Source organism: Flavobacterium sp. KH_035 (assembly GCF_057839565.1).
In genome coordinates this window covers 5,006,186-5,028,954 of record NZ_CM174492.1, presented here as the reverse complement: position 1 = coordinate 5,028,954, position 22,769 = coordinate 5,006,186, and the positions used below count along the sequence as shown (strand labels likewise).

Sequence of the window (22,769 nt, the reverse complement as noted above, 5' to 3'; positions counted from 1 at the left end):
TGTTTAACTTATGCTTATTAAAATTCGGGAAATTTGTGTAATTAGTGGCAACTAATTAAGATTTAGCAATCTGCCATGTTTACGGCAATTGCTAATCCGCCTTCAGAGGTTTCTTTGTATTTGGAATTCATGTCTTTTGCCGTTTGCCACATGGTATTGATGACTTTGTCTAAAGGCACTTTTGCGTTTTTAGAATCAGTTTCGAGAGCCAGTTCGGCAGCATTAATAGCTTTTATGGCGCCCATCGTATTTCTTTCAATACACGGAATCTGAACCAAACCGCCAATTGGGTCACAGGTTAACCCTAAGTGATGTTCCATAGCAATTTCGGCAGCCATTAAAACCTGAGCAGGAGATCCGCCCATTAATTCGCAAAGTGCTGCTGCGGCCATTGATGATGAAACGCCAATCTCTGCCTGACAGCCTCCCATTGCTGCAGATATAGTTGATCCTTTTTTGAAAATACTTCCAATTTCTCCGGCAACCATTAGGAATTGTTTGATTTCTTTTTCGCCTGCATCATGGTTTTCAATTACCAGATAATACATTAAAACAGCCGGAATTACACCAGCGCTTCCGTTTGTTGGCGCAGTAACTACGCGGCCTAAAGAAGCATTTACTTCATTCACGGCAAGTGCAAAACAGCTTACCCATTTTAGGATCTGACGAAATTTAACTTCGGTTTTTCTAATTTCTTCCAGCCACGTTTGCGGGTTCGAATAATTGGATAAACCTATTAGATTTTGGTGCATATCAAAGGCTCTTCTGCGAACGTTTAATCCGCCCGGGAGAATTCCTCCAGTATGACAGCCAATATACATACATTCTAACATCGTGTTCCAAATGCGCATTAATTCAGAGTGAATTTCTGCTTCCGGACGCATCGATTTTTCATTTTCATAAACAATTTCCGAAATAGATTTGTTCTCTGAAACGGTATAGTTTAAAAGTTCGACTGCATTTTGAATCGGGAATGGGAAGGCACATTTAATAACTTCCTTGATTTTAGCATTCGTACGTTCTTCTTTAACAACAAAACCTCCTCCAATCGAATAAAAAGTAGATTCGTATTCCGAATCGTCGGCTTTATAGGCCGTAAATTTTAATCCGTTGGCATGAAAAGGAAGGAAGTCTTTATTAAAAACAATATCCTGAAGAAAGTAGAATGGAACTTTATATTCATTCGCCAGAATGATTTCGTTTTGTTCTTCGATGTTTTTAATAATTCCTGCAATATTTTCCACCGGAATATACTCGGGGTCTTGCCCGCTTAATCCCAGCATCACCGATAAATCGGTGGCATGACCTTTTCCGGTTAAGGAAAGTGATCCGTATAAATCGACTTTTACACGTTTAATCTGGTCTAAAATTGATTCGTCTTTCAGCTCTTCCAAAAAACGTTCAGCGGCTCTCCATGGCCCTAAAGTGTGTGAACTTGAGGGACCAACGCCAATTTTAAGCATATCAAAAACAGAGATACATTCTTCCATTGTGCAATTTTTATTAAGACAAAGATAATTGAATAATGCAAAGTCGTTTAATTTTCTATTGTTAATGTTGCAGTTTTGTTAAAATAAATATTAAATATTAATAATTTGGCAACGAAACAAAATTAATTACGTAATATCCCATTTTCATAGAAAGTTCGTGTTTTTTTTAGGTATTTTTGTAATGAAACAATCACTAAAGAAGCCGTTTTTAGAGCTTTTAGAAGAATCGGCAAATAATAACTTCTGAGATTTTATTGTAGTTTTAGCTTTTTTTTTGCGAAAAATTAAATAGAGTATAAAGAAGATAAAATTACATTATGATAGAATTTTTCAGGCATTTTTTACAAGAATTCGAATTACCACTTAGCAATCCAGTATTGATTTTTTCTTTGATACTTTTTATTATTCTGTTGTCACCTATTTTACTAAAAAAAATAAACATCCCCGGGATTATTGGACTTATAATTTCAGGAGTAATTATTGGGCCTCACGGATTGAATATTCTGGCAAAAAACTCGGCTGTTGATTTGTTTTCTACTATCGGACTTTTGTATATCATGTTTATTGCCGGTCTTGAATTGGACATGAATGAGTTTAAAGCAAATAGAAATAAGAGTTTATTATTTGGCTTTTTTACCTTCATTTTTCCGTTAACGATTGGGTTTCCAGTCTGTTTTTATCTGCTGAATTACGATTTTAACGCAAGTTTTTTAACAGCAAGTATGTTTGCCACGCATACTCTGGTAGCGTATCCGATTGTGAGCAAGCTGGGAATCGCAAAAAATCAGGCCGTGGCCATAACGGTTGGAGGAACTATTTTGACAGATACTGCTGTTTTGATTATTTTGGCGGTGATTATGGGAAGCAGTCAGGGAAATTTAAATCAGGCTTTCTGGATTAAACTAACGGTTTCATTAGCCATTTTTTCGGCCATTATGTTTTTGGTGATTCCGAGAATAGCAAAATGGTTTTTCAAGAAATTAGAAAGCGAAAAACATGCTCATTACATTTTTGTACTTTCAGTGGTGTTTTTTGCGGCATTTCTGGCAGAAGTAGCAGGGGTAGAACCTATTATTGGTGCATTCGTTGCGGGTCTGGCATTAAATCCATTAATTCCGCATTCGTCAGCTTTAATGAATAGAATTGAGTTTATTGGAAATTCATTGTTCATTCCGTTTTTCCTGATTTCAGTGGGGATGCTTGTAGACATAAGTGTGATCCTGAGTGGGCCAACTGCTTTGATCGTGGCCGCAACATTAAGCGTTGTCGCCATTTTTGGAAAATGGATCGCTGCCTTTTTTACTCAAATCGTTTTTAGATATACAAAAACAGAAAGACAGCTTATTTTTGGATTGAGCAGTGCGCACGCTGCGGCAACACTGGCTGTTATTCTGGTAGGATTTAAGGCAAAGATATTAGATGAAAACATTCTGAACGGGACTATTATTTTAATTCTGATAACTTGTATTGTAGCCTCTTTTGCAACTGAGAAAGCGGCTAAAAAGATTGCTATCTGCGAAGAAGAAGTTTCAAGTGAAGATGCCAATGGCGATCAGATTTTAGACGAGCATATCTTAATTCCGTTAGCCAAAACTTCGGCTACAGCCAGTTTATTGGATTTTGCACTTTTGATAAAAGATAAAAAATCATCCAATCCGGTGACCTTGTTAACAATTGTTCCGAATAATGATCAGGCGGAAATTAATATTTTAAATTACCGAAAAGCGGTAGATAAATTCGTAATTCAGGGCTCGGCTTCCGAAGTAAAAATTAATACCATTGCCCGAATAGATCATAATCCGGCAAGTGGAATTGCAAGAACCTCTAAAGAAATTATGTCGGATATCGTGATTGTAGGCTGGCCAAAAAAAACTGGGTTTCTGGATAAAATTTTCGGGGAAAATGTAGATTCGATTATCAATAATGTCGATAAATGTTTGTTTATCTGCAGGTTTCAAAAGACTTTTATTGAGGAAAAAAGATTGGTTTTCATTTGTCCGCCTTTCTCTGAAAGAGGGGTTGGGTTTCACTTATTGTTGCAAAAAATCTGTAGATTATCACAAGAATTAAGTATTCCAATTGTGATTTATTCTGAATATAAAACGCATCAGGCTATTTTACAGATTGCAGGCAAATTGAAGTTAAATGCCAAATTAGGATTTAAAAGTATTTTGAACTGGGAAGATTTTGAATCGATTTCGGACGAAATTAAACCAACCGATTTGATTGTTTTCAATTTGTCCAGAAAAGGATCTGTTTCGTACCAGTCGATTTTTGATAAGCTACCACAGAAATTCGAAAAATCATTCGACAATAACAATTTGATTTTAGTTTATGCGCAAGACGATCGTAAAGAGACTGCCATGGATGCCTACGAGGATTTTACGGCGACACCATTAACAAAAGGTCTTGAAGCCATTGAGCAAATTGGTCGTGGTCTGGGGAATATTTTGAAGAAAGGATAAGAGATAAAGTAAGTATATAGCTATTGAGGAGATGACACAAAAACTGTTAATGAGTACTGTGATTTTGATCACTTTTTTCGCGGGTGCACAAAACAAAATGAAAAGTGCAGAAGAACTTATAGATAAAAAAGAACCCGGCTGGACAATGGTAGAAGCAGGGATTAAAAAGGCAAAAAATAAAGTAGAGATTTTACCTGTCGATGCTTTAAAAGCAAAGGAAGCCTTGTATAAAACGCAGGTGACCACACATTCGCCAATGGGGGCAATTGTTTTTATGACGGGCGGACTTTTAATCGATGACGGCTGGATTCGGATTTTGGGATCAGGAAGTTCTAAATTTAATCGCACACTACCGGATTGGAACAAAGGAAAGTCATTTAAAGAGTTTGGCGAGAAACCCGGTTTTTTGTTAATTGCAGATGATGCAATAGGAGGCTTTTATTTGTTGAATAGTGGCGGGCTGGGAAGCGATTTAGGTAAGATTTATTATTTTTCTCCGGATAGTCTCGAATATGAGCAGTTGGACGTTACTTACTCAGAGTTTTTAGAATTCTGTTTTAATAATGACCTGGATAAGTTTTATGAAGGAAGCAGATGGAAAGGATGGAGAGAAGAAGTTTCAAAAATAAAAGGAGACGATGTTTTTAACTTTTACCCGTTTCTGTGGACCAATGCAGGAAGTGATATCAATAAAAATTCACGTAAGGTAATTTCAATTCAGGAACAATATGGGTTAAATCTGGATTTGCGCAAACAACTCGGTTTTGACAAATAGAGACCTGTTTTAGACTGGTGAATAATTTCAAATTCATTATAATAAATCCTTCTCGATTTATTATAATAATATAGATTTTTAAAAGAGAATTTGGCTTATGGAAGACTTAGAAGAAATAATTGCAAAATATAGTTTTCCGAAGAGAAGTATAAATAGTCATGTTAAAATCGATGATGTTGAATTTTATGCCAATTTGAAACTTCCGGAAGATTATGTTTTTTATCTTAAAAACTATTTTGGGATTGATCAATTTATTGGCGTAGAATTTATAAATCTGTGGAGTTTAGAAGAAATTATCGAAACCAATAAAGGTTACCATATAATTGAAAAAATGACCAGAACTATTGGAATTGGTTCAAATGGAAGCGGAGAGTTTATTGGGATTGAAATAGATCAATTTGGTAATACAAAAATAATTCTTTCGCCTTTTGTGGATTTGAACAGTAAATACAATACTGAAATTGGGAAATCATTTACAGACTTTCTCATCCGGTTGGATAATAGAATCGAATGGTTTTCTTAAATTTATTTCGTCAAAAATTATAACTTCATTTATAAAATTTAGGACAATGAATCACAAAGCAACATCTATTCGGCCTTTTATTGGTGCCAAAGATTTTGAAATTTCCAGAAGTTTCTATCGGGATTTAGGTTTTGAAGAAGGTGTTTTAGATCCGAAGTTTTCTGTTTTCAAAACTGGCGATTTAGCCTTTTATCTGCAGGATTACTATGATAAAAGCTGGAATGAAAACACTATGATTTTTTTGGAAGTTGAAGATGTTGATTATTATTACAATCAGCTTTTAGCACTTAATCTAACCAAAAAATACGGAGTAAAATTAACACCCACGGTTCATTTAGACTGGGGAAGCGAATGTTTTTTACATGATCCTTCGGGCGTTTTGTGGCATTTCGGGAAGTTTAATAAGTAAAATAAAATCTGTTACGTTTGTACGGCGTTATTTCTTTTTTGTTTTTTCGAGATTTTCTCTCACTCTGAATTTTACAATTTTCGCAATTAGATCATAAGGCACAGGTTCGTTTAAAGGAAATTGCACAGAACCTTTTCCGGATTTGTATTTGGACAGTTCTTCTTTAAAAGCATCATGTCCGCTCGGTAAAGCATAAAGCCCAATATGATTTTTGAAAGCAGCAAAATAAACTACGATTCCGTTTTGCTCAAAAGCCGGCATTGCATAACTGATTTTTTCTTTGGCATCCGGAGCGGCTTTCTGAATCGTTATTCGAATTTTTTCCAGAATCTCCTGTACGTCGTTTGGAAAACTGCCAATATATGCATTAATGTTTTCGGGTTTCTTTGTTTCCATAGGGACGTGTTTATTGTTTCATGTTTCAAGTTTCAGGTTTTGGAATTTGAGTTTTGAGTTTTGAGTTTTGAAATTTTATTCTTGCCTTTACTCCAGCCCTTTCGGGAATCTGTCCAAAACTAAATTCAGTTGAATATTATGTTCTAAATAGGCTTTTGCGCCGGCAAGAACTAATGTAAAATCTTCGGTTGAATTTCGAACCTGATCGATGATTTTATCAGTATCTCCTTTTAAACCTGAATTTGTAATACTAACAAAGGTCTCATTTTCGTTTAACGAATTAAATATCCATTCGACGGTTGTTGTTTCGTTAGCATTTCCCCATTCGATTACGATTTTTTTATTCTCCTCTAAAACATGAGTGGTTACGGTTAGTGAAAAATCATACATTTCCCATGTCCATTCGGTTGTGGTGTCCTGCACTAGTTTTCCGGAGCCTTTTGTAAACCAAAATTTACTGGTAATTTCCGGATCGGTAAAAGCCTGAAAAACTTCTGAGACAGGCTTTTTAATCAGCATTTCGGCTTTTGCAAAGTGGTTGTTTTCTGTTTTCATTTTTTTGTGAGATGTTAGATGTGAAATGAGTCTTGCGAAAGCTGAAATTTAGAACTTCCAATTTCATTTTTCCCCGACTTCTAATTTATAAAATTTATGGTTTTGTTTGTCGTTAACGAACTGTATTGTTTTTTAGTAAACAGCTAATGATCAAAAGTGAAAAAGAAATTAAGGAAGCAATGATCCGGATCAGGTGGAGATTGTTCCATTTTGCTTCAAATTTACTTCTTAAAATGGCCGCCTGCTCGATTGAAATATGAAGCAGATCTGTTTTATCAAGAATTTTATTAAGTGGGACGTTTCCTATAATGGTAACCAGAATAACACCGGCAAGATAGATAATTGCAGCTGTCATCGTCAGTTTTAAAAGAATAGTATCTGATTTATGACCATAAGCGGTTGCAAAAGAAAACAATAATGGACCAAAAAGGACCAGAAAAAATAAAGGATTTTGGATAGCACGATTCATGTTCTGAAAAGCCCTGAGATAACCGATGTCATCAAGTTTTCCAATTCCCGGCGTCACAGCGTTGCCCCAGGTAAATAATATACCGGCTAGCAAACCTGTAAATAATGTCGCCAGTAGTAGTGTAATTGTTTTAGTATCTACAATAAAAGTATCCATAATTTTGTGTTTTAGTTCATACTGTAAAATTAGAAATATTGATTATCTGATACTTGTTCGAAAAGCACTATGATTTGTCTGAAAAGTTTTTTTTGAAATATTCTTCAGGTTCTTTTTGAGGTAAGAAAAATTAAATCGCTAGGATTGCGTTTTATCAATCCATTTTCCGGTGGTCGGCGGGACGTAATTTTTCATTTGAGTTAATAAATCCTCGATGTTATCGCTTACCAAAAGCATTTGCTGATTGACTTCTTTTAGCAAACCTTTCTCTACCATGACTTTTGTTAATTCAATCAGTGAATCATAAAAGCCATTGATGTTCAGGATGGCGATAGGTTTTTTGTGTAAACCTAATTGTCCCCAGGTAAGCATTTCAAAAAGCTCCTCTAGGGTTCCAAAGCCACCCGGTAATGCAATGACACCGTCACATAAATCATTCATTTTGGTCTTTCTCTCGTGCATGCTTTCTACCACAATTAGTTCGGTTAAACCTAAATGTGCAATTTCTTTCGATCTTAAAAAATTAGGCAGAACACCGATTGCTTTTCCGCCTTCGCTTAAAACGCCATCGGCCACAGCTCCCATTAGCCCTACATTTGCTCCTCCGTAAACCAGTTCTAAATTTTGTTTGGCTAAAATTTTTCCTAGTAGGTTTGCTTGCTCTTTGTAAATTTCATCGGTTCCAAAACTCGAACCGCAGAATACAGTTATTCTTTTCATTATTTTTTTATTTCGTAGACAAAATTATGACGGGATGGCTCATTATAATAGGCGACTTCTAGTTCTTCTACTTTTACGGCACCAAGTTTTTCTATGGCTTTTTGCGAACGGTAATTTTCTGCTCCAATATGAAACTGAACTTTGTCAACTGCTTTAAAAGCATAATCCAGCATCATTTTCTTCACCTGCGTATTAAATCCGGTACCCCAGAATTTTCTTCCGTAAAAAGTATAGCCAATAAAAACAGTTTTATTTTGGGGGTCGTACTCATAAAATCGGGTACTTCCGGCTATTTCGCCTGTAGTTTTATCTACTATAAGAAAAGCGCCTTTGCTTTCCATGGCACCTTCAAAGAAATTTTGAAAGACTTCTTTTTCGTAGCGGTTTTTATTTGGATGCTGTTCCCAAATCAAAGGATCTGAAGCAACTTGATATAGTTTTTCAAAATCATTTTCCTGCAGCGGAATTAATTGGGTCAAATCATCTTCTAAAATTTCGGGCTGTAGGTTTAAAAGAGCAGTATTCATTTTTGAGTTGTTTTTTGAGTTACATAATAGTTTTTAGGAAAGAAGCAGTAAACGAAAGCCGAATACGGGCAATTCTCCCTGCATAAAGTCTAAATCTTCAGATCTTGTGAAGCCTAGTTTCTCGTACATTTCCCAGGCTGTTTTCATGGCTAAAGTCGAGTGAATGATCACTTGCTCTCGTTTGTCAGAAGCTGCTTTCTTAATGCATTCCTGAGTTAAAAGTTTACCAATACCTTTCCCTCTTGCAGCGGTAGCAACACCCAATAATCGAAATCCGGCTGAGTTTTGTTCCTGAGTAGCAATTCCGCCCGAGCCATAGTATTGCATGTCGTTAAAATAAACTACTGCACCGACGAGGGCATTGTTTTCATCAGTCGCAACTAAAAGTTCTGTTTGTGGGTAATTGGTAAAATCGCCAATATTGCCCAGCATTTTATAATAGTTGGGCTGCTCATTTTCTTTTGGAAAACCTTCTAATTGCGAATAAACGCTGATGAGTAATTTTCCAATTTCTTCAAACTCTGAAGGAAAAGCATTTCGTACGATATAAACTGAAGAAGTCATTTTTTTATTGTATTAATTGTAAGGACAGGTTTATTTTATGCTTTTCCACCATTGCTGAAAAGGTTGTTTTTCATTTTTTAGTTCAACAATTTCTCCAATCATTGGAGTGATTAACGGAATTGGATTCTCAGATAAATCATTTAATTCAGTCACTTTTTTCAAAGGTTCATCCCAGGAATGAAGAGCCAGTGAGAATTTGGACGAATGAACCGGAAATACTCTTTTTGCATTTAGATCTTGCATGGCCTGGATTACATCTTCGGGTAAATTATGAATGTATTTCCATGCAGGATTATACTGACCGTTGTCGATAAGCGCAATGTCGAAAGGGCCAAATTGAGTCCCAATTTCTTTAAAGTGCGTATCATAACCACTGTCGCCGCCCAAATACATTTTAAAGTCTCTGGTCTCTAAAACAAACGAGCTCCAAAGTGTGTTACAGCGCTTGAAACTCCTGCCTGAAAAATGTCTTGAAGGAGTAGTGTAAAGCGTTAAATTCTGATCGAGTTCTATTTTTTCAAACCAGTCTTTCTCGATGATGTTTTCATTTGCAAATCCCCAAAATTCAAAGTGAGATCCCACACCAAGGGAACAAATTACTTTTCTGGTCTTTGGTTTTAATTGCATGATGGTTTCATAATCCAGATGGTCGTAATGATCGTGTGTGATCAGTAAATAATCAATTTCGGGAAGATCCTCCACGGTGTAAATATCGGTTCCTTTAAATGCTCTTGTGGTACCCGGAATAGGGGAGGCATTGCCACTGAAGACAGGGGCGATTAAAAAACGTTTTCCTTCAAGCTGAATAAAATAGGAAGAATGCCCAAACCAAATTAGCGCATCTTCTTCAGGAGCTAATGCTAATAAATTGGTTTTGACTGATGGGATGAAGTCGGATGGGATCTTTCGGTCTACTTTCTTGAAGAAAAAATCATAAAGTACTTTAGAGTATCCATAACCTTCTGCAAGTTCCGGTGTAAAGTTCTGATTTTCGAATTTACCATTTTTAAATTGAGGTGATTTCTGAATCAGAGCCAGTCTCTCTCCTGAAGGAGCTTTACCAAATTTTGGGTGCTGTAGAAAAAAGTAAATTGCAATGCCTAAGACAAGAAGTATAATAAGTAAGGGTGTGATCATTTTTATTGTGGTGGATAAAGTTTTTGTGTCAGTTCAAGCGATATCGCAATCATTTTTTTAACAATTTCGAGATCAACATCGCTTAGTTTTTTGATATAAATACAGGCTTTTGCTGACTTGTGTTTTCCTAATTTTGAAAGAAGCTCTTCTCTTTTTTCGTGCGGAAGATAAACATAAAGCGATATAGCAGCTTTTCTTGGTGAGAAACCAGCAAGAGGAGCATCGCCTTCGTGTCCGCTGTCATATTTGTAGTGATAGCTGCCAAATCCAATGATGCTTGGTCCCCACATTTTAGCTTCAAAGCCACTTATATTCTGCATGATTTTAATGAGTTCAAAAGCATCATTTCTTTTAACTTCGTCATCAATCGCATTTATAAAATCAATGACACTGTTTTCCGTTGCTGTAGTTTTATTTTTTGCCATTTTTTATCAATTTAACAAATTACTTTTAAGTACTATATTCTTGATTTTAAATTCAGAAGCATAAAATAGATCAGGCTCTGTATTCATCTGATTTTCTAAGATAATCAAACTCACATCACTTTGAGGGAAATACAAATTTACAGAAGAAAAACCATCTCCCAGGCCCGTGTGACCAATATATTTTATAGCCTCCTTTTCGATAATTCGAATTCCGTAACCGTAACCTTCTTTTTCTTTTCCGAAGAAATTATGCTGCGAAGTAATCTTTGAAGTGATCATTAATTGATAGGTTTCCGGTTTTAGAATTTTTCCTTTATGAAGGTTTTCGTTCCAGGTTACCAGATCGTTTACAGTTGAGATGATCCCATCAGCACCTAGGGTTTCAGGAGTGATTTTTGAGTTTTTCATCCGTTCAAAAACACCGTTTTTATTGGTGTATCCTGACACTATATTCTGTTTTTTAGTAGTATCATAGGCAAAAGTGTTTTTCATGTTTAGTTTTCTGAAAAGTAAATTCGCGTTTTCTGAATAGCTTTTTTTAGTAGTGTTTGTTACAATTTTGCCAAGCAGACTAAAACTGAGATCTCCATACTTGAAATCGGTTCCGGGCATAAAAGCCAGAGTTTTTTGCAAATTTGTAATTCCGTGGCTGTGGTTTAAAAGCTGCTGAACTGTTATGGAGTCGGCCCAGGATTGGGTTAAATCCGGTAGATATTTTTTGATTGGGGCATTTAGGTTTATTTTTCCTTTTTCAACTTCCAGTAAAATTAAAACAGCAGTGATTTGTTTACCGTTTGACATAATCTCAAATGGACTGTCAATTTTTAATGGTTTTTTGTTTTCAAAATTACTGAAACCCCGGACTTTCGAATATATTGTTTTTCCTTTTTTTGAAATCAAAATAGTACCATTAAAAACAGGAGAAGTATTTTTAAGTAGACTATCAATTTTAGTAGTAAGATTGTCTTTTTTCTGTGCAGATAGATTATAGTTTGCAAATAGGAATAGGATTGATAGTATGGAGGAAAATTTTAGAATAGCTTTCATTTGAGGTTTTATAGTGTTTTTTTAGGTCTCAGTTTTCAGTTTCGTTTTCGCGGTAGTTTCCGGTTTCAGTTGTAAACCCCTACTAAAAACTAAAACATCCCATTTTCATTAACCATTTCGTTGGGAATAGGAGACCCTAAATCCCATAGTTCCACAATTTTATTCGATTCAAACCGAAGGATGTGTACTACTGCAAAACCAATATCTGTTGGACTCTGCTTCAAATGCGAATGTACGGCAACCAGATTCTTGTCTTCCAGAATATGGTGAATGGTAAAAGTTTTATTAGGGTTTTTTCGGGTTGATTCTTCCATGGCAAGCATCAAAGTATCGGCATCTCCTTTAAAATAAGCATTGTGATGTTTAAAGTTTTCGCCGACATAAAGACGAAAAGCTTCATGCGAATGTCCGTTTGCGGCGAGTTTTAAAAAGTCGCGGGCGATTTCTTTCTTAGTCATGGTTTTAAGATTTAAAAGCTAACTAAGTTATGAAAATAACTTTCTGAAATAAAAACAATTATCAAATTATTAATGTGGGCTGTGTGGGGGAATGTCTTTAAATTTTAAGACAGTATAAAGTCTACAATAGCTTCTGAATGTATTTTTGTGGTATCAAAAACCGGAACAGAAAAATCAGACTGATTCAGCAGCAACGGAATTTCGGTACAGCCCAGAATAACGCCTTGAGCGCCTCGTGAAATAAGTTCGTTTGCTATATTGATATAGTTCTGTTTGGAGTCGGGATTAATAATTCCTCTTCCAAGTTCTTCTTTGAGAACATGCTGAATGTAATTTCGCGTTTCCTGTTTCTCGGGAATGAGTACGTTCAATCCAAAACTTTTCAGACGGTCTTTATAAAAATCCATTTCCATCGAAAACGAGGTTCCCAAAAGTCCAATTGTTGTGAGTTTTTCTTTTGTTATGACTCTTGCAGTTTCAGTTCCGATATGAATTAGCGGCAATGCAATTTCTTTTTCAATTTCACTGGCAAACATATGTGCTGTGTTTGCACACAATACGATGGCATCAACACCACTTTTTTTCAAACTTAAGCAGGCATTTAACAGGAGTTCATAAGAATGTGCCCATGTTTTTTCCTGAACATCGCCAAAATTCAAAGAATAAATTAGGCATTCGGCAAAGTGTAGTCCGCCTAGTTTTTTGTTAACACCTTCGTTAATTAATTTGTAATAATCTATTGTAGAAACCCAGCTGATTCCGCCTACAAGGCCTATTTTTTTCATTGTTTTGAGGGGGCATTTATAAAGCATAACTTTATGATTTTGGAAGAAAAAACAAGTCTTCCTAATTAGTAAAATTGTCGGTTAAGCTGTTGTGCTTAATTGTTTTAATACATAGAAACATAGATACTGTGCGCATAAAAAGGCGTTTCACTTTATTTTAGTACACATAGTTTTCCTATGCGAAAGAAATATATTTCTCTTTGTTTTCTTTTTTTACACCTAAAAATCTATGTTTCTATGTGTTAAAATGTTTTTGTTAATGATGCTCAGCGGGTTAGATTAATCACGAAAAAATATGGGCCGAGCCTATAGCTCTTTTTTTTTATGGTGTCTATTTTCTACAACGGATTAAAATCCGTTGCTATAATATCATTCGAGCCAATGGCTCTTTTACAACTTTAACTTTTATTTTACGAAAATCGATTATACTGAACCTAACATACTTTTATTCTTCTATGCTAATTTATGTGCATCGATTATGGTTCGTTAACAACAAAAACAACCGCATAATTTAGTTCCGAAGGAACGACAAATTTTATAGCAACCGATTTTAATCCGTTGAAAAAAAAGCGTCTTCAGAATAAGTTCCAGCGGAACGATACATTTTGCTTTCTCTTTTACATCTAAAAATCTATGTTTCTATGTGTTAAAACATTTTTATGTTAGCCTTATTGGCTAATAAAAAACAGATTTTAAGATTTTTCTTTTACCACCAATTTCGTAGCCAGATAAGCTGCCGGTATATAGGCAAATAGTAAGTCTGTGATATTAAACCAAACTGGTGAAGGTAGGGAGCACACATTTATAATTCCGCCCAGTAAAAAGAAAGCGCCAATAACCAGTCCAAGTTTTGTTTTATGACTGATGGCAATTAAAGCTGTTGTTCCAGCTCCCGCAAATGTTCCGATGGCATGCGCCAGAAACGGAAACAGAAAATGTTTTGGTTCAAATAAGTGCATCGTAGCTTTTAGTCCTTCGATAGTGGTAACATCTGCGCCATTGGGAGCAGGAATGATAGAACCACTCATCAAAATGATAGCCATATTGACAATACTTCCAACAAAAAGACCAATTATAACGGCTAATGTATTTCTTAAAATAGGATTCATAGTCATAGTTTTAGTACTACGAATTTATGAAAATTATAGCTGGTATCGGAATTAAATAATGCGTCGGACTTTTATTCTCAAAGTTAAATAAGGAGAAAGGAAGAGCAGATTATGGTTTTTCAGATAGTTTTTTCTCATTTTCGGTCTGAGGCTTTCCAGTTGCGTTAGGTTCTCCTTTTCCGGTTGTAATCAGCTTAAATAAACTGTTTTCAATATAATTGGTCCAGGTACCTCTGCAAATTTCAAAACATTCATATTCCGGTACTAGACCGACATGAGTAAAACGAAGTTCTGTTTTTTCGTCCTTTTCTGAGATCTCAAAAGTAGGATAGGTCCCTGTCCATTCGGTTTCGTCTTCCGTAAATTTGAAATAGTTTTGCTCCACCAGCCAGACTATTCTCTGATTCGGAATTACTTCGATTAGTTTTACTTTACAGTGATGAATATCTTCGTAATGATAGTCAAATTCATCGTTTAGTTGAGCCGTATTACCTTCTATTTCTTCCGACCACCAGCCGCGGACATTTGTAACAGCATTAAAAACTTCTTGTGGAGACTGTTCTACTTTTATGGTTGTGGTAAAATTTGTTGCACTCATTTTGTTTGGTTTTAAAAAAGTTATAATACAAAGTTACCTTTTAAAAATCAATATGTTAGGGCTGTTAAAGGACAGGTTTTAGGGGTGAATCGGACAAGATTTTAGATTATTAGATTGTTGGATTGTGACTATGTAAATGAAACTTCAACATTGATTTGAATTCATTTTGGAACTATTTGAGAACAGTGTAGTCTTACTCAATTCTTTTGACCACATTATCAAGATCATTCACCACAAGTTTCAGAATGATTTTATGATGTGGGAAATATTTTTGCATATCATTTCTTAGTTGTACAAAAGGCTCATAGGCTGATGGATCATCTTTAATAGATCCGTTACAGGAAATGGATATTTCGTAGTTGTTATCAATTTTTTCAAGATAAACATACTTGGTTATGGTGTCATCAAAAAAAGTTGTTTTTTGAAGCGCTTCAGCAATTTTATCCGCTTCATTTTCATTAATATTGCTTTGATAGGCAATCTCGTGATTCATAATACCGTATTTTTTCGTTGACTCTGTGAGACCTCCGTTTGCTGTTTCGGTTAAAAAAGCAATACTGAATATCGCTCCAAGAAGAACTGAAATACCAATTACCGAAATTAAAATGGTCCTTGGCCAGGCAAAATGTTCACCGCCATTTTCAAGGTGTTTGCTAATTTGTTTTTCCTGATATTGTTTGGTGAAATAAGTAGCGATTCCCATATAAATTAAAGGGAAAACGATATTTGGAATCTTAGCACTGATGTGTTCCGGAATTAAGAATATCAAGGCAAAGATAAAGATAGTTGTAACTAGGGTTATAATCCAGGTTTTTTTGGCTTTCGCTGATTCACCAAAAACTTTAAAATTTTCTGCTAAAAAATAACCGGCAACCAAAGGCCCTCCCAAGAAAGTGCCCACACGAATTGCTTTGTCTGTATAGATTTTTTCTGTTGGTATTTCTTCAAAAATCGATTTTTCAATTACTGCCTCTTCCATAATATAGTATTGAGTTTTTTTATTTTAATAGTTTGTTCCAAAAGGACTAAAATACAAATTAATGTCTGATGGAAGATAATCGTTTCCTATTTTACGTATATGGAAAAACAGGAAATTATTTTTTTAAAACATAAACTTAAGTGAAATCTGTAAAAGTGTTATTTAACATATAAGACATTGATTGTTTTGTACGGAAGAAAAAGGTGTAAAAGAAGCAAACTTCTCTCATATTAATGCTATGTGGTTTATTACAAGTGTGACGCTTTTTTTTGTTTTAAATTATGTAACTAAGTGTTTAGAATAATTTTCAGCAACGATTTAAAATGATAATATTCCTGGTGATTTTAGAAAAGGGATTGAGTTAATTGTTATTTTTAACCAACTATCCAAATTTTAATCACTTATGAAGAAAGTATTCTTTGTAACAGTTCTGCTGTTAACCATTTCCTTTGCTGCTTTGGCGCAATTAAAAACACCTTCAGAATTTATTCCGAATTACGGAAAACAAATTAGTTATTACCATCAGGTAGAAGATTATTTTAATTATCTGACGGAACAATCCCAATCGATCAAAAAACAGAAGTACGGAACAACCAACGAACAGCGTGATCTGAATGTTTATTATATTTCGACACCCGAAAATTTGGCTAATCTTGAACAAATCCGAAACAACAATTTGGCGGCAATCGGATTATCGGATAAAAAAAATAGCGGAGCCGAAGATAAAATTATTGTCTGGCTGAGTTTTAATGTTCACGGAAATGAATTTGCCGGAACCGAAAGTGCCTTAACCGTGGCATACGAACTGTTGAACCCGTCAAACGAAGCTACAAAACAATGGCTCAAAAATACCATTGTTATTCTGGATCCTTGCATTAACCCCGATGGTTATTCAAGATATGGAAACTGGTTAAGAGAGATTTCAGGTAAAAAGACACATCCGGGTTTGTACGACAGAGAACATATGGAAGTCTGGCCGGGTGGAAGATACAACCACTATCTCTTTGATTTGAACCGTGATTGGGCCTGGCAAACACAAGCTGAATCGCAACAGCGTATTAAACTGTACAACCAATGGATGCCACAGGTACACACCGATGTGCATGAAATGAGCTACAATTCACCTTACTTTTTTCCTCCGGCAGCAGAACCTCTACATGAATTTATTGAGCAATATCAAAAGGATTTTTATACTGTTTTGGGTAAAAATATTTCACAGAAATTTGACAAGCAAAACTGGATGTACAATACCAGGGAGCGATTTGATTTGTTTTACCCGAGTTACGGAGATACTTATCCAACGTATAATGGTGCAGTAGGTCTAACGCTGGAACAGGGTGGAATAGGCGCGGGGCGTGAAGTAACAATGGAGAATGGTGCAAATGTTACTATAAAAGACCGATTAACGCATCATGCAACTGCAGTTTTAACAGTGGTAGAAAGTGCCGCTTCACAAAAAGACGTATTGCTCAAAGGGTTTAGAGATTTTCACATCAATGCCCGCAAAAAAGCCAAAGGTGTTTACAATACTTACGTGTTAAAAAGCAATCCTAAACTGGAGCAATTGACGGAATTACTTAAAAAAAATGATGTTGAATTTAGTTACGCTGATGCTTCCGGGAGTGCTTCCGGATTTCATTATCAGACGAAGAAGAACGAAAGCTTTAAAATCGAGTCCAACGATTTAATCATTAAGGCAGATCAGCCAAGATCTGTTTTAACTCAGGTGTTGTTTGAACCTAACCAAAAATTAAATGATAGTTTGTCGTATGATATTACGGCCTGGGCTTTGCCTTTGGCGTATGGTGTTGAAGGTTATGCGGTTAAAAATAGTCTTCAGATCAAAACAAAGAGTAAAGTGGAGACTGCAGATAAAAATATTCCTGAATCGGTATACGCCTTTTATGTTCCGTGGAATAACAGAACTTCGGCACAGGTGATTTCTTTACTGCATCAGGCGGGAATAAAAGTGCGATCGGCCATGAAAAAAGCAGTTTTCGGAACGGTCACCGTTGAACCGGGAGGATTGGTTATCAGTAGGGCAGATAATGCAAAAATTGCTGATTTTGAAAAAACGGTAAGTACTATTATTAAAATCAAAACCGATTTTAGCTTTATAACCACAGGATTTTCGACGAATTCAAAAGATATTGGAGGAGAGAATTTTACACTGCTTAAAGCACCAAAAATATTGATGTTGTCCGGAAAAGGAGTAGTTTCAACAGAGTTTGGCGCAACCTGGTTTTATCTTGATGAAACGGTCGCTTATCCGATAAGTATAGTAGAAACGGCTAATTTGAATCGGGTTAAATTGTACAACTACAATACTTTGATTTTGTCAGACGGTAGTTATGAATTGGCTGAAGATCAAAAAAAACAAATTGATGAGTGGGTAAAAAATGGCGGAAAAGTTATTGCTATGGCCAACGCAATTTCGCTATTTCAGGACCGTGACGGTTATGCTTTGAGTTTATTTGCAAGTAAAGAAGACAAAGAGAAATCGGAAAAGGAAGAAAAAGAAATCGAACTTAAAAAGCGTTTTCTGGATTTTGAAGGTTCGGAACGAAGAGGAATTTCGGGTTCGATTCCCGGAGCAATAATCGAGAATAAGCTTGACAAAACTTATCCAATGGCCTTCGGGTTAGGGAATACTTATTTCAGTCTTAAAAGTAACGAAAGATCATTCTCTTTATTGAAAAAAGCAATAAATGTTGCTTATATCCCAAAAGGTTATTTAAGTTACGGATTTGTGGGTAACGACATCCGAAAAAAACTGGACGAGACAGTAAGTTTTGCCGTAGACAAAAGGGGTGATGGATCGGTAATTTATATGATGGATAATCCGCTTTTCAGAGGCTTCTGGGAAAATGGAATTTTATTATTCAGCAATGCACTTTTTTTAGTTCAATAGAGCGAATTTTAATTTATAAATTCCGCTTTTCAATTTTTTTGAAGAGCGGAATTTTTTTGGGGGAAGGCCTAGTTGTTTGTGCTATTACTTTGCGCGGATATAACCTGATCCGTAGCAGTCATAACATTCTTCGTATAGGTATAGCTTATGGCCGTCAAATTCGAAAGACATGGCAATAAAATATTTTGAAGGATCATTACTTACAATCATTGGTTTTTCGCCACCAAAAATTGATTTTTCGTTTTTTATGATAAATGTGGCCTCAGCTGCTAATTTTCCGTTAATATATTTTTTAAAAGTAGCTCCTGAAAATTCAAGATAAATTACTTTGTTTGTTGATTCTGGCGTCTCGTATGTTCCGGCTATCCCACCGCTGGAACCAATCCAACTCCATTTGCCCTCTAATGTTTTTTGTGGAGTAACTTCGGTATCAGTGCTGCTACAGGAGCTAAAGATCATTATTACAAGTAGTAGAAAATATTTTTTCATGTTAACTGGTTTAAAATTCACATTGGTTTAATTAATAGATGCAAATTTTGTTAAATGGTTGCGTTGCTGTTTTGTATTTTGTTAAAATTTCGTTTAAAGTATTGAAAAACCTACTTTAATTTGGTATTGGTACTTTAGTTGTTAATTTATATTTTCATTCAATTCAAACAAAATATAGCTTCCATGTTCTGATTGCCCTCTTTCGGTGGCAAAAAAGCCTTTTTTGAGATAGAAAGCCACGGCTTTGGAGTTGTTTTCTAAACATTTTAAAGTGATGGGCAGTTTTGTTTTTTTGATTGCCGCTTTCAATAATTCGGTTCCTATGCCTTTGCTCTGATATTGTTCGTCGACATACAAATGGTGAATAAAGTAATCCTTCATCCAAATCGAAATAAATCCGACAGGAATTTCATTATGCCTTGCTACTAAAATCAGTTCTCCTTTAGTATCCCGATCAAAATCCTTTAATTGAAATTCAGAAGGATCAAACCACGAAAAAGTACGTTGTCTTTCGTTTAAGAATAAAGTTCTTAAAGATTTATAGTCGTTTTTTCGAAGCGCTGTTATTTCCATTTTAATTTTTTGAGCAGATTAAGAAGTTAAAAGGAGTACTAAATTTCTATTTCGGTTTTAAAAACAACAACAGCATCACCCTTTATCTGGATTAATTTTGGACTCTTATTTTCAATTGCAACTTTAACCTGTATTTCTCCAAGACGATCTATTTTTTCACCTTGTCTTCCGTTAAACTGAAATTCATTACCAGTAAAAGCAACAAGTTTGTTTTGAATTAAATAACCGCCTAAAGGTCCGTTTGCGTTTCCAGTGACAGGATCTTCATTTATGCCAATTCCCGGAGCAAACATTCGGCCATAGGTCAGAACATCTTTATCATCAGAATCAAATGTAAAGACAAAATAACCGTTGCAGTTAATCTCTTTGCTTAAGTTTGCCAGAGCAGTATAATTTGGAGTTAAAGTATTTAGTTTAGTCCTGCTTTTAATTCCAATCATTACTTTAGAATGACCTGTTGAAGCAATTTGAATGGGGCATCTTTCATCTACTTCTCCTTTTTCCACTCCTAAAGCCATTGACATTTTTTGTGCGATGGTTTCATTAAAGGGTTCACTAAGTTCAAAACTTCCTTGCGTCATTACAATCTGGTAATCGTCATTTTTTCGGATGATTTCAAATGGGAGAATACCAACTTTGGTTTTGTATCTTAGAATACAGGAGTCCAGTTTTTCTTCGATTGCTTTCGCATACATGGCTGCAATTGTGGCGTGCCCACAGATGGGAACTTCAGTATTTGGTGTAAAGTAACGTATAATTCCATCGCAGTCAGGACCATCAGGGGAGAAAAGAAATGCGGTTTCAGAGTTATTTAGTTCCCTGGCAATGTGCTGCATTTTATAATCACTCATTCCATCTGCATTTATCACAACTCCTGCTGGGTTTCCTTTGAATTTTTCTTTTGTAAAGGAATCAATTTGATATATTATTCGTTTTTTCATTTTAGTTTAAGGAGTAAATCGTCTTTGTTCTTTGTTCAATAATTCTATTCTATTCTTACTGCTGTTTGTTTTTTATCGACTCTTCTTATCCAGTAAACAATATAAAATGCTCCTATTGTTCCGGGGATAAACCAACCATAAAAACTGGGGAAAAATTCATTTACAACAACAAAAGCTGTTGTGGCAGAGATATAACCGCCAAGCATTTTTCCTAAATGCAATTTTAGCCACACACTTTTAAGCCTGGTTTTATTTTTAAACAGTATTAAATCTCTGCTTGAAAAAATCAGTCCAACAAGACCAAAAGCAGTTAAAACAATATTGATGGTCTGATGCACTATCGGATTGTAAAGGATCATTATAAGTCCTGTAATCATCATAATTCTTGAAATGATTTTATCATTTTTCAGGTTGACATCACTCTTTTTAAAGCGCAAAGCCCTGTAGCCTGTAAGTACAAAATAGGAACTGAAAATTCCAATTGAAAATAAAAACGGACTTTGATGTTGGGGCAGGACCGAAATAATCAGAGCACTTATAGCCGATAAAAGGATGGTGTAGAAAAAGAGCTTTCCCATTTTTTTATGCGTGTTTTTTCCTTTTTTGGAGAGTAATGATAGGAATCCCGAAACAAGCGCAATAGCACCAAACAGGGCATGAAAGTAAATTAGTATTTGTATTATTTTTTGGCTCTCCATCTCATTCGGTTAGTTTTAGTTTGGTTTCAGATATAAAAGGAAAATTTCAATATCTTTTTTGTCTTCGGCTCATCGCTAGTTTATTTTAACCGCTCTAAAACGCCCTTTCGTTTGACAATGTTTTTATAGTCCCACTGAATTTCTCGTGCTTTTTTAAGCCAGCGTTTTAAGTCGGATGGGTTAATTTGGTCAACTGAGGTATAGCGAAATTCTGCTGCTTTAAAAGAACCTTCGTTGATAAGCTCTTTTTCCTCAAAAGACTGGCCGCTCCAGAACAATAGTCGAACGTTGTTCTTTAGCTTGCTGTAGCCAACAATAGGGTTTCCGTCTAAAAACCAGACGGGATGTGCGTGCCAGATTTTATTCTCGGCCTCCGGTAGATTTTCGCCAATTATAGCCGCCAACCGATTACAGATTTCCTGATCAGAACTGCTTTGTAAATTATTGTAATTCTGTATCGCTGTATTCATAATGAGGGATTGAATAAATAGCTTGTACTGCGTTTTTTGGTTTCAATTGTAGTAGCTAAAATACGATTTTTAGTTTTATGAAACCGGTTCAAAAGGACAATGATTTAAGATAAGGAGACTCATTTTTTACATAGATCTCGATGTGCTAAAATTGGTGGCATTTAACATTTTTAATCGCCCAGATTGATATGTGTTTTAAAAGTAGTGGTAAATTGCTGTACAAACTCTTTGGTGTATTGTCCGCTAACGTCAAGATCAGGGTCTAAAATGGTAATTTCAAGTCCGGTTAATTGATTGCTTTGAAAAAGGAGAGAAGTTAGCTCGTTGAACTCTTCATAAGTAAGTCCATCCGGTGTTCGGCTGTCTACGCAGGGCATTACACTATCGTTTAGAACATCCAGATCAATATGCAGCCAAAAACCATCCAAATTCTTATTTTTTACTTCCGAAAGAAAAGATTGTACACTCTTTAAAATACCTTGTTTTCGTAAGCTTGCAAGACTAATATAAGTCGCAGAAGAATTGCGGATTTCATTTTCATACGCATCATCATATTCGCGGTTGCCCACGCACCATAGATTTTCTTCGTTGATATAAGGACGCAGATTTAGAATGTTGGTTAGTTTTTCAGTTCCGTTTCCGGTAACTATTGATGCGGCCATTCCGCCAACACCTCCGGTTTCGGATAACGAGATATCCATAAAATCGGTATGGCCGTCCAGATAAAACAATCCGTAATTTCCCTTTTGTTTTAAAGCGATAGCTGCTCCCAGTAGAATGCTGCAGTCTCCACCCAGAATAAATGGAAATTTGTTTTGAGAAAGTAAATTGTTTATTAAATAAGCTTGTTCTCTGGCATAATCAACCAGTGAATTGCTATTGAGAATCTGAGTTTCAGCATCCCGGCTATTTGAATATTTTGGAGGATCGAGTCTTATGATGTTTTTAGGAAGAATGATTTTATGCAAATTATGTTTCCATAACCAATCTGGCAGTTTTTTTACGCCTGGTTCTTTTCCGGGTTGAGGTTCTTTTAAACCCAAATTCGATGGAAATTCAACAATGCATATTTCTTTCATAACCTTTTTATTTAGTGATAA

General features: G+C 35.5%; 26 protein-coding genes. 5 read left to right on the top strand and 21 right to left on the bottom strand.

The features are described from left to right. Positions 1-62: 62 nt before the first annotated feature. On the bottom strand, positions 63-1,490 hold the full coding sequence (locus tag AC3IS6_RS20350; protein ID WP_489162050.1) for an L-serine ammonia-lyase: 1,428 nt from the start codon (positions 1,488-1,490) through the stop codon (positions 63-65). A 317-nt stretch (positions 1,491-1,807) separates the two neighbouring features. Between AC3IS6_RS20350 and AC3IS6_RS20345 the strand changes: the two genes are divergently transcribed. From AC3IS6_RS20345 to AC3IS6_RS20330, 4 genes are all read left to right on the top strand, one after another. Continuing rightward, positions 1,808-3,955 carry a cation:proton antiporter gene (locus AC3IS6_RS20345; RefSeq protein ID WP_489162049.1) on the top strand — a complete coding sequence of 716 codons (2,148 nt, stop codon included), beginning with the start codon at positions 1,808-1,810 and terminating at the stop codon, positions 3,953-3,955. A 97-nt stretch (positions 3,956-4,052) separates the two neighbouring features. After that, the gene (locus AC3IS6_RS20340; RefSeq protein ID WP_489162048.1) at positions 4,053-4,730 is read left to right on the top strand and encodes a DUF2625 domain-containing protein; all 678 of its coding nucleotides are present in this window, start codon (positions 4,053-4,055) and stop codon (positions 4,728-4,730) included. Positions 4,731-4,827: 97 nt separating this feature from the next. Beyond that, entirely contained in the window at positions 4,828-5,253 is a 426-nt protein-coding gene (locus tag AC3IS6_RS20335) for an SMI1/KNR4 family protein (protein ID WP_489162047.1), read from the top strand. 46 nt (positions 5,254-5,299) lie between these two features. Beyond that, positions 5,300-5,662, top strand: coding sequence for a VOC family protein (locus AC3IS6_RS20330; protein WP_489162045.1), 363 nt, complete (start codon positions 5,300-5,302; stop codon positions 5,660-5,662). Positions 5,663-5,689: 27 nt separating this feature from the next. Here the strand turns inward: AC3IS6_RS20330 and AC3IS6_RS20325 are convergent, their stop codons facing one another. The 14 genes from AC3IS6_RS20325 to AC3IS6_RS20260 all read right to left on the bottom strand — a co-directional run bounded on the left by AC3IS6_RS20325 (position 5,690) and on the right by AC3IS6_RS20260 (position 15,587). Then, on the bottom strand, positions 5,690-6,058 hold the full coding sequence (locus AC3IS6_RS20325) for an iron chaperone (RefSeq protein WP_489162043.1): 369 nt from the start codon (positions 6,056-6,058) through the stop codon (positions 5,690-5,692). A gap of 87 nt (positions 6,059-6,145) precedes the next feature. Next, entirely contained in the window at positions 6,146-6,613 is a 468-nt protein-coding gene (locus AC3IS6_RS20320) for an SRPBCC family protein (RefSeq protein WP_489162041.1), read from the bottom strand. A 112-nt stretch (positions 6,614-6,725) separates the two neighbouring features. Further along, positions 6,726-7,238 (bottom strand): anthrone oxygenase family protein, encoded by a 513-nt coding sequence (locus AC3IS6_RS20315; RefSeq protein WP_489162039.1) that lies wholly within the window; start codon positions 7,236-7,238, stop codon positions 6,726-6,728. Between the two features lie 138 nt (positions 7,239-7,376). Next, a complete protein-coding gene (locus AC3IS6_RS20310) occupies positions 7,377-7,958 on the bottom strand; it encodes an LOG family protein (protein ID WP_489162037.1) in 582 nt (193 codons plus the stop codon). After that, positions 7,958-8,485 carry a GNAT family N-acetyltransferase gene (locus AC3IS6_RS20305; protein ID WP_489162035.1) on the bottom strand — a complete coding sequence of 176 codons (528 nt, stop codon included), beginning with the start codon at positions 8,483-8,485 and terminating at the stop codon, positions 7,958-7,960. The genes AC3IS6_RS20310 and AC3IS6_RS20305 overlap by 1 nt, the downstream gene beginning before the upstream one ends. 33 nt (positions 8,486-8,518) lie before the next feature. Further along, complete coding sequence (locus AC3IS6_RS20300) at positions 8,519-9,049, bottom strand: GNAT family N-acetyltransferase (RefSeq protein WP_489162033.1); 531 nt, start codon at positions 9,047-9,049, stop codon at positions 8,519-8,521. Positions 9,050-9,079: 30 nt separating this feature from the next. Next, the gene (locus tag AC3IS6_RS20295) at positions 9,080-10,186 is read right to left on the bottom strand and encodes an MBL fold metallo-hydrolase (protein ID WP_489162031.1); all 1,107 of its coding nucleotides are present in this window, start codon (positions 10,184-10,186) and stop codon (positions 9,080-9,082) included. 2 nt (positions 10,187-10,188) lie between these two features. Next, positions 10,189-10,611: a DUF1801 domain-containing protein gene (locus AC3IS6_RS20290; protein ID WP_489162030.1), complete on the bottom strand. Its 423-nt coding sequence runs from the start codon at positions 10,609-10,611 to the stop codon at positions 10,189-10,191. Between the two features lie 6 nt (positions 10,612-10,617). Then, positions 10,618-11,658, bottom strand: a complete 1,041-nt coding sequence (locus AC3IS6_RS20285; RefSeq protein WP_489162029.1) for a serine hydrolase domain-containing protein — start codon at positions 11,656-11,658, stop codon at positions 10,618-10,620. An 89-nt stretch (positions 11,659-11,747) separates the two neighbouring features. Next, positions 11,748-12,116, bottom strand: a complete 369-nt coding sequence (locus AC3IS6_RS20280; RefSeq protein WP_489162028.1) for a nuclear transport factor 2 family protein — start codon at positions 12,114-12,116, stop codon at positions 11,748-11,750. 104 nt (positions 12,117-12,220) lie between these two features. Beyond that, a complete protein-coding gene (locus AC3IS6_RS20275; protein WP_489162026.1) occupies positions 12,221-12,901 on the bottom strand; it encodes an aspartate/glutamate racemase family protein in 681 nt (226 codons plus the stop codon). A 692-nt stretch (positions 12,902-13,593) separates the two neighbouring features. Beyond that, complete coding sequence (locus AC3IS6_RS20270; RefSeq protein WP_489162025.1) at positions 13,594-14,010, bottom strand: hypothetical protein; 417 nt, start codon at positions 14,008-14,010, stop codon at positions 13,594-13,596. Positions 14,011-14,119: 109 nt separating this feature from the next. Next, positions 14,120-14,608 carry an SRPBCC family protein gene (locus AC3IS6_RS20265; RefSeq protein ID WP_489162023.1) on the bottom strand — a complete coding sequence of 163 codons (489 nt, stop codon included), beginning with the start codon at positions 14,606-14,608 and terminating at the stop codon, positions 14,120-14,122. Between the two features lie 193 nt (positions 14,609-14,801). Then, positions 14,802-15,587 (bottom strand): hypothetical protein, encoded by a 786-nt coding sequence (locus tag AC3IS6_RS20260; RefSeq protein WP_489162021.1) that lies wholly within the window; start codon positions 15,585-15,587, stop codon positions 14,802-14,804. A 403-nt stretch (positions 15,588-15,990) separates the two neighbouring features. Here AC3IS6_RS20260 and AC3IS6_RS20255 point away from each other — a divergent pair, with 403 nt between their 5' ends. After that, on the top strand, positions 15,991-18,498 hold the full coding sequence (locus AC3IS6_RS20255) for a M14 family zinc carboxypeptidase (protein WP_489162019.1): 2,508 nt from the start codon (positions 15,991-15,993) through the stop codon (positions 18,496-18,498). An 84-nt stretch (positions 18,499-18,582) separates the two neighbouring features. Here the strand turns inward: AC3IS6_RS20255 and AC3IS6_RS20250 are convergent, their stop codons facing one another. From AC3IS6_RS20250 to AC3IS6_RS20225, 6 genes are all read right to left on the bottom strand, one after another. Beyond that, the gene (locus AC3IS6_RS20250; protein WP_489162017.1) at positions 18,583-18,987 is read right to left on the bottom strand and encodes a hypothetical protein; all 405 of its coding nucleotides are present in this window, start codon (positions 18,985-18,987) and stop codon (positions 18,583-18,585) included. 141 nt (positions 18,988-19,128) lie between these two features. Continuing rightward, positions 19,129-19,560, bottom strand: a complete 432-nt coding sequence (locus AC3IS6_RS20245; protein ID WP_489162015.1) for a GNAT family N-acetyltransferase — start codon at positions 19,558-19,560, stop codon at positions 19,129-19,131. A gap of 38 nt (positions 19,561-19,598) precedes the next feature. Continuing rightward, the gene (locus AC3IS6_RS20240) at positions 19,599-20,501 is read right to left on the bottom strand and encodes a PhzF family isomerase (protein WP_489162013.1); all 903 of its coding nucleotides are present in this window, start codon (positions 20,499-20,501) and stop codon (positions 19,599-19,601) included. 44 nt (positions 20,502-20,545) lie between these two features. Beyond that, positions 20,546-21,199 carry a DUF2306 domain-containing protein gene (locus tag AC3IS6_RS20235; protein WP_489162012.1) on the bottom strand — a complete coding sequence of 218 codons (654 nt, stop codon included), beginning with the start codon at positions 21,197-21,199 and terminating at the stop codon, positions 20,546-20,548. 80 nt (positions 21,200-21,279) lie between these two features. Next, positions 21,280-21,669 (bottom strand): DUF1801 domain-containing protein, encoded by a 390-nt coding sequence (locus AC3IS6_RS20230; protein WP_489162011.1) that lies wholly within the window; start codon positions 21,667-21,669, stop codon positions 21,280-21,282. Between the two features lie 170 nt (positions 21,670-21,839). Further along, entirely contained in the window at positions 21,840-22,748 is a 909-nt protein-coding gene (locus AC3IS6_RS20225) for an arginase family protein (protein ID WP_489162009.1), read from the bottom strand. Positions 22,749-22,769: the final 21 nt, after the last annotated feature.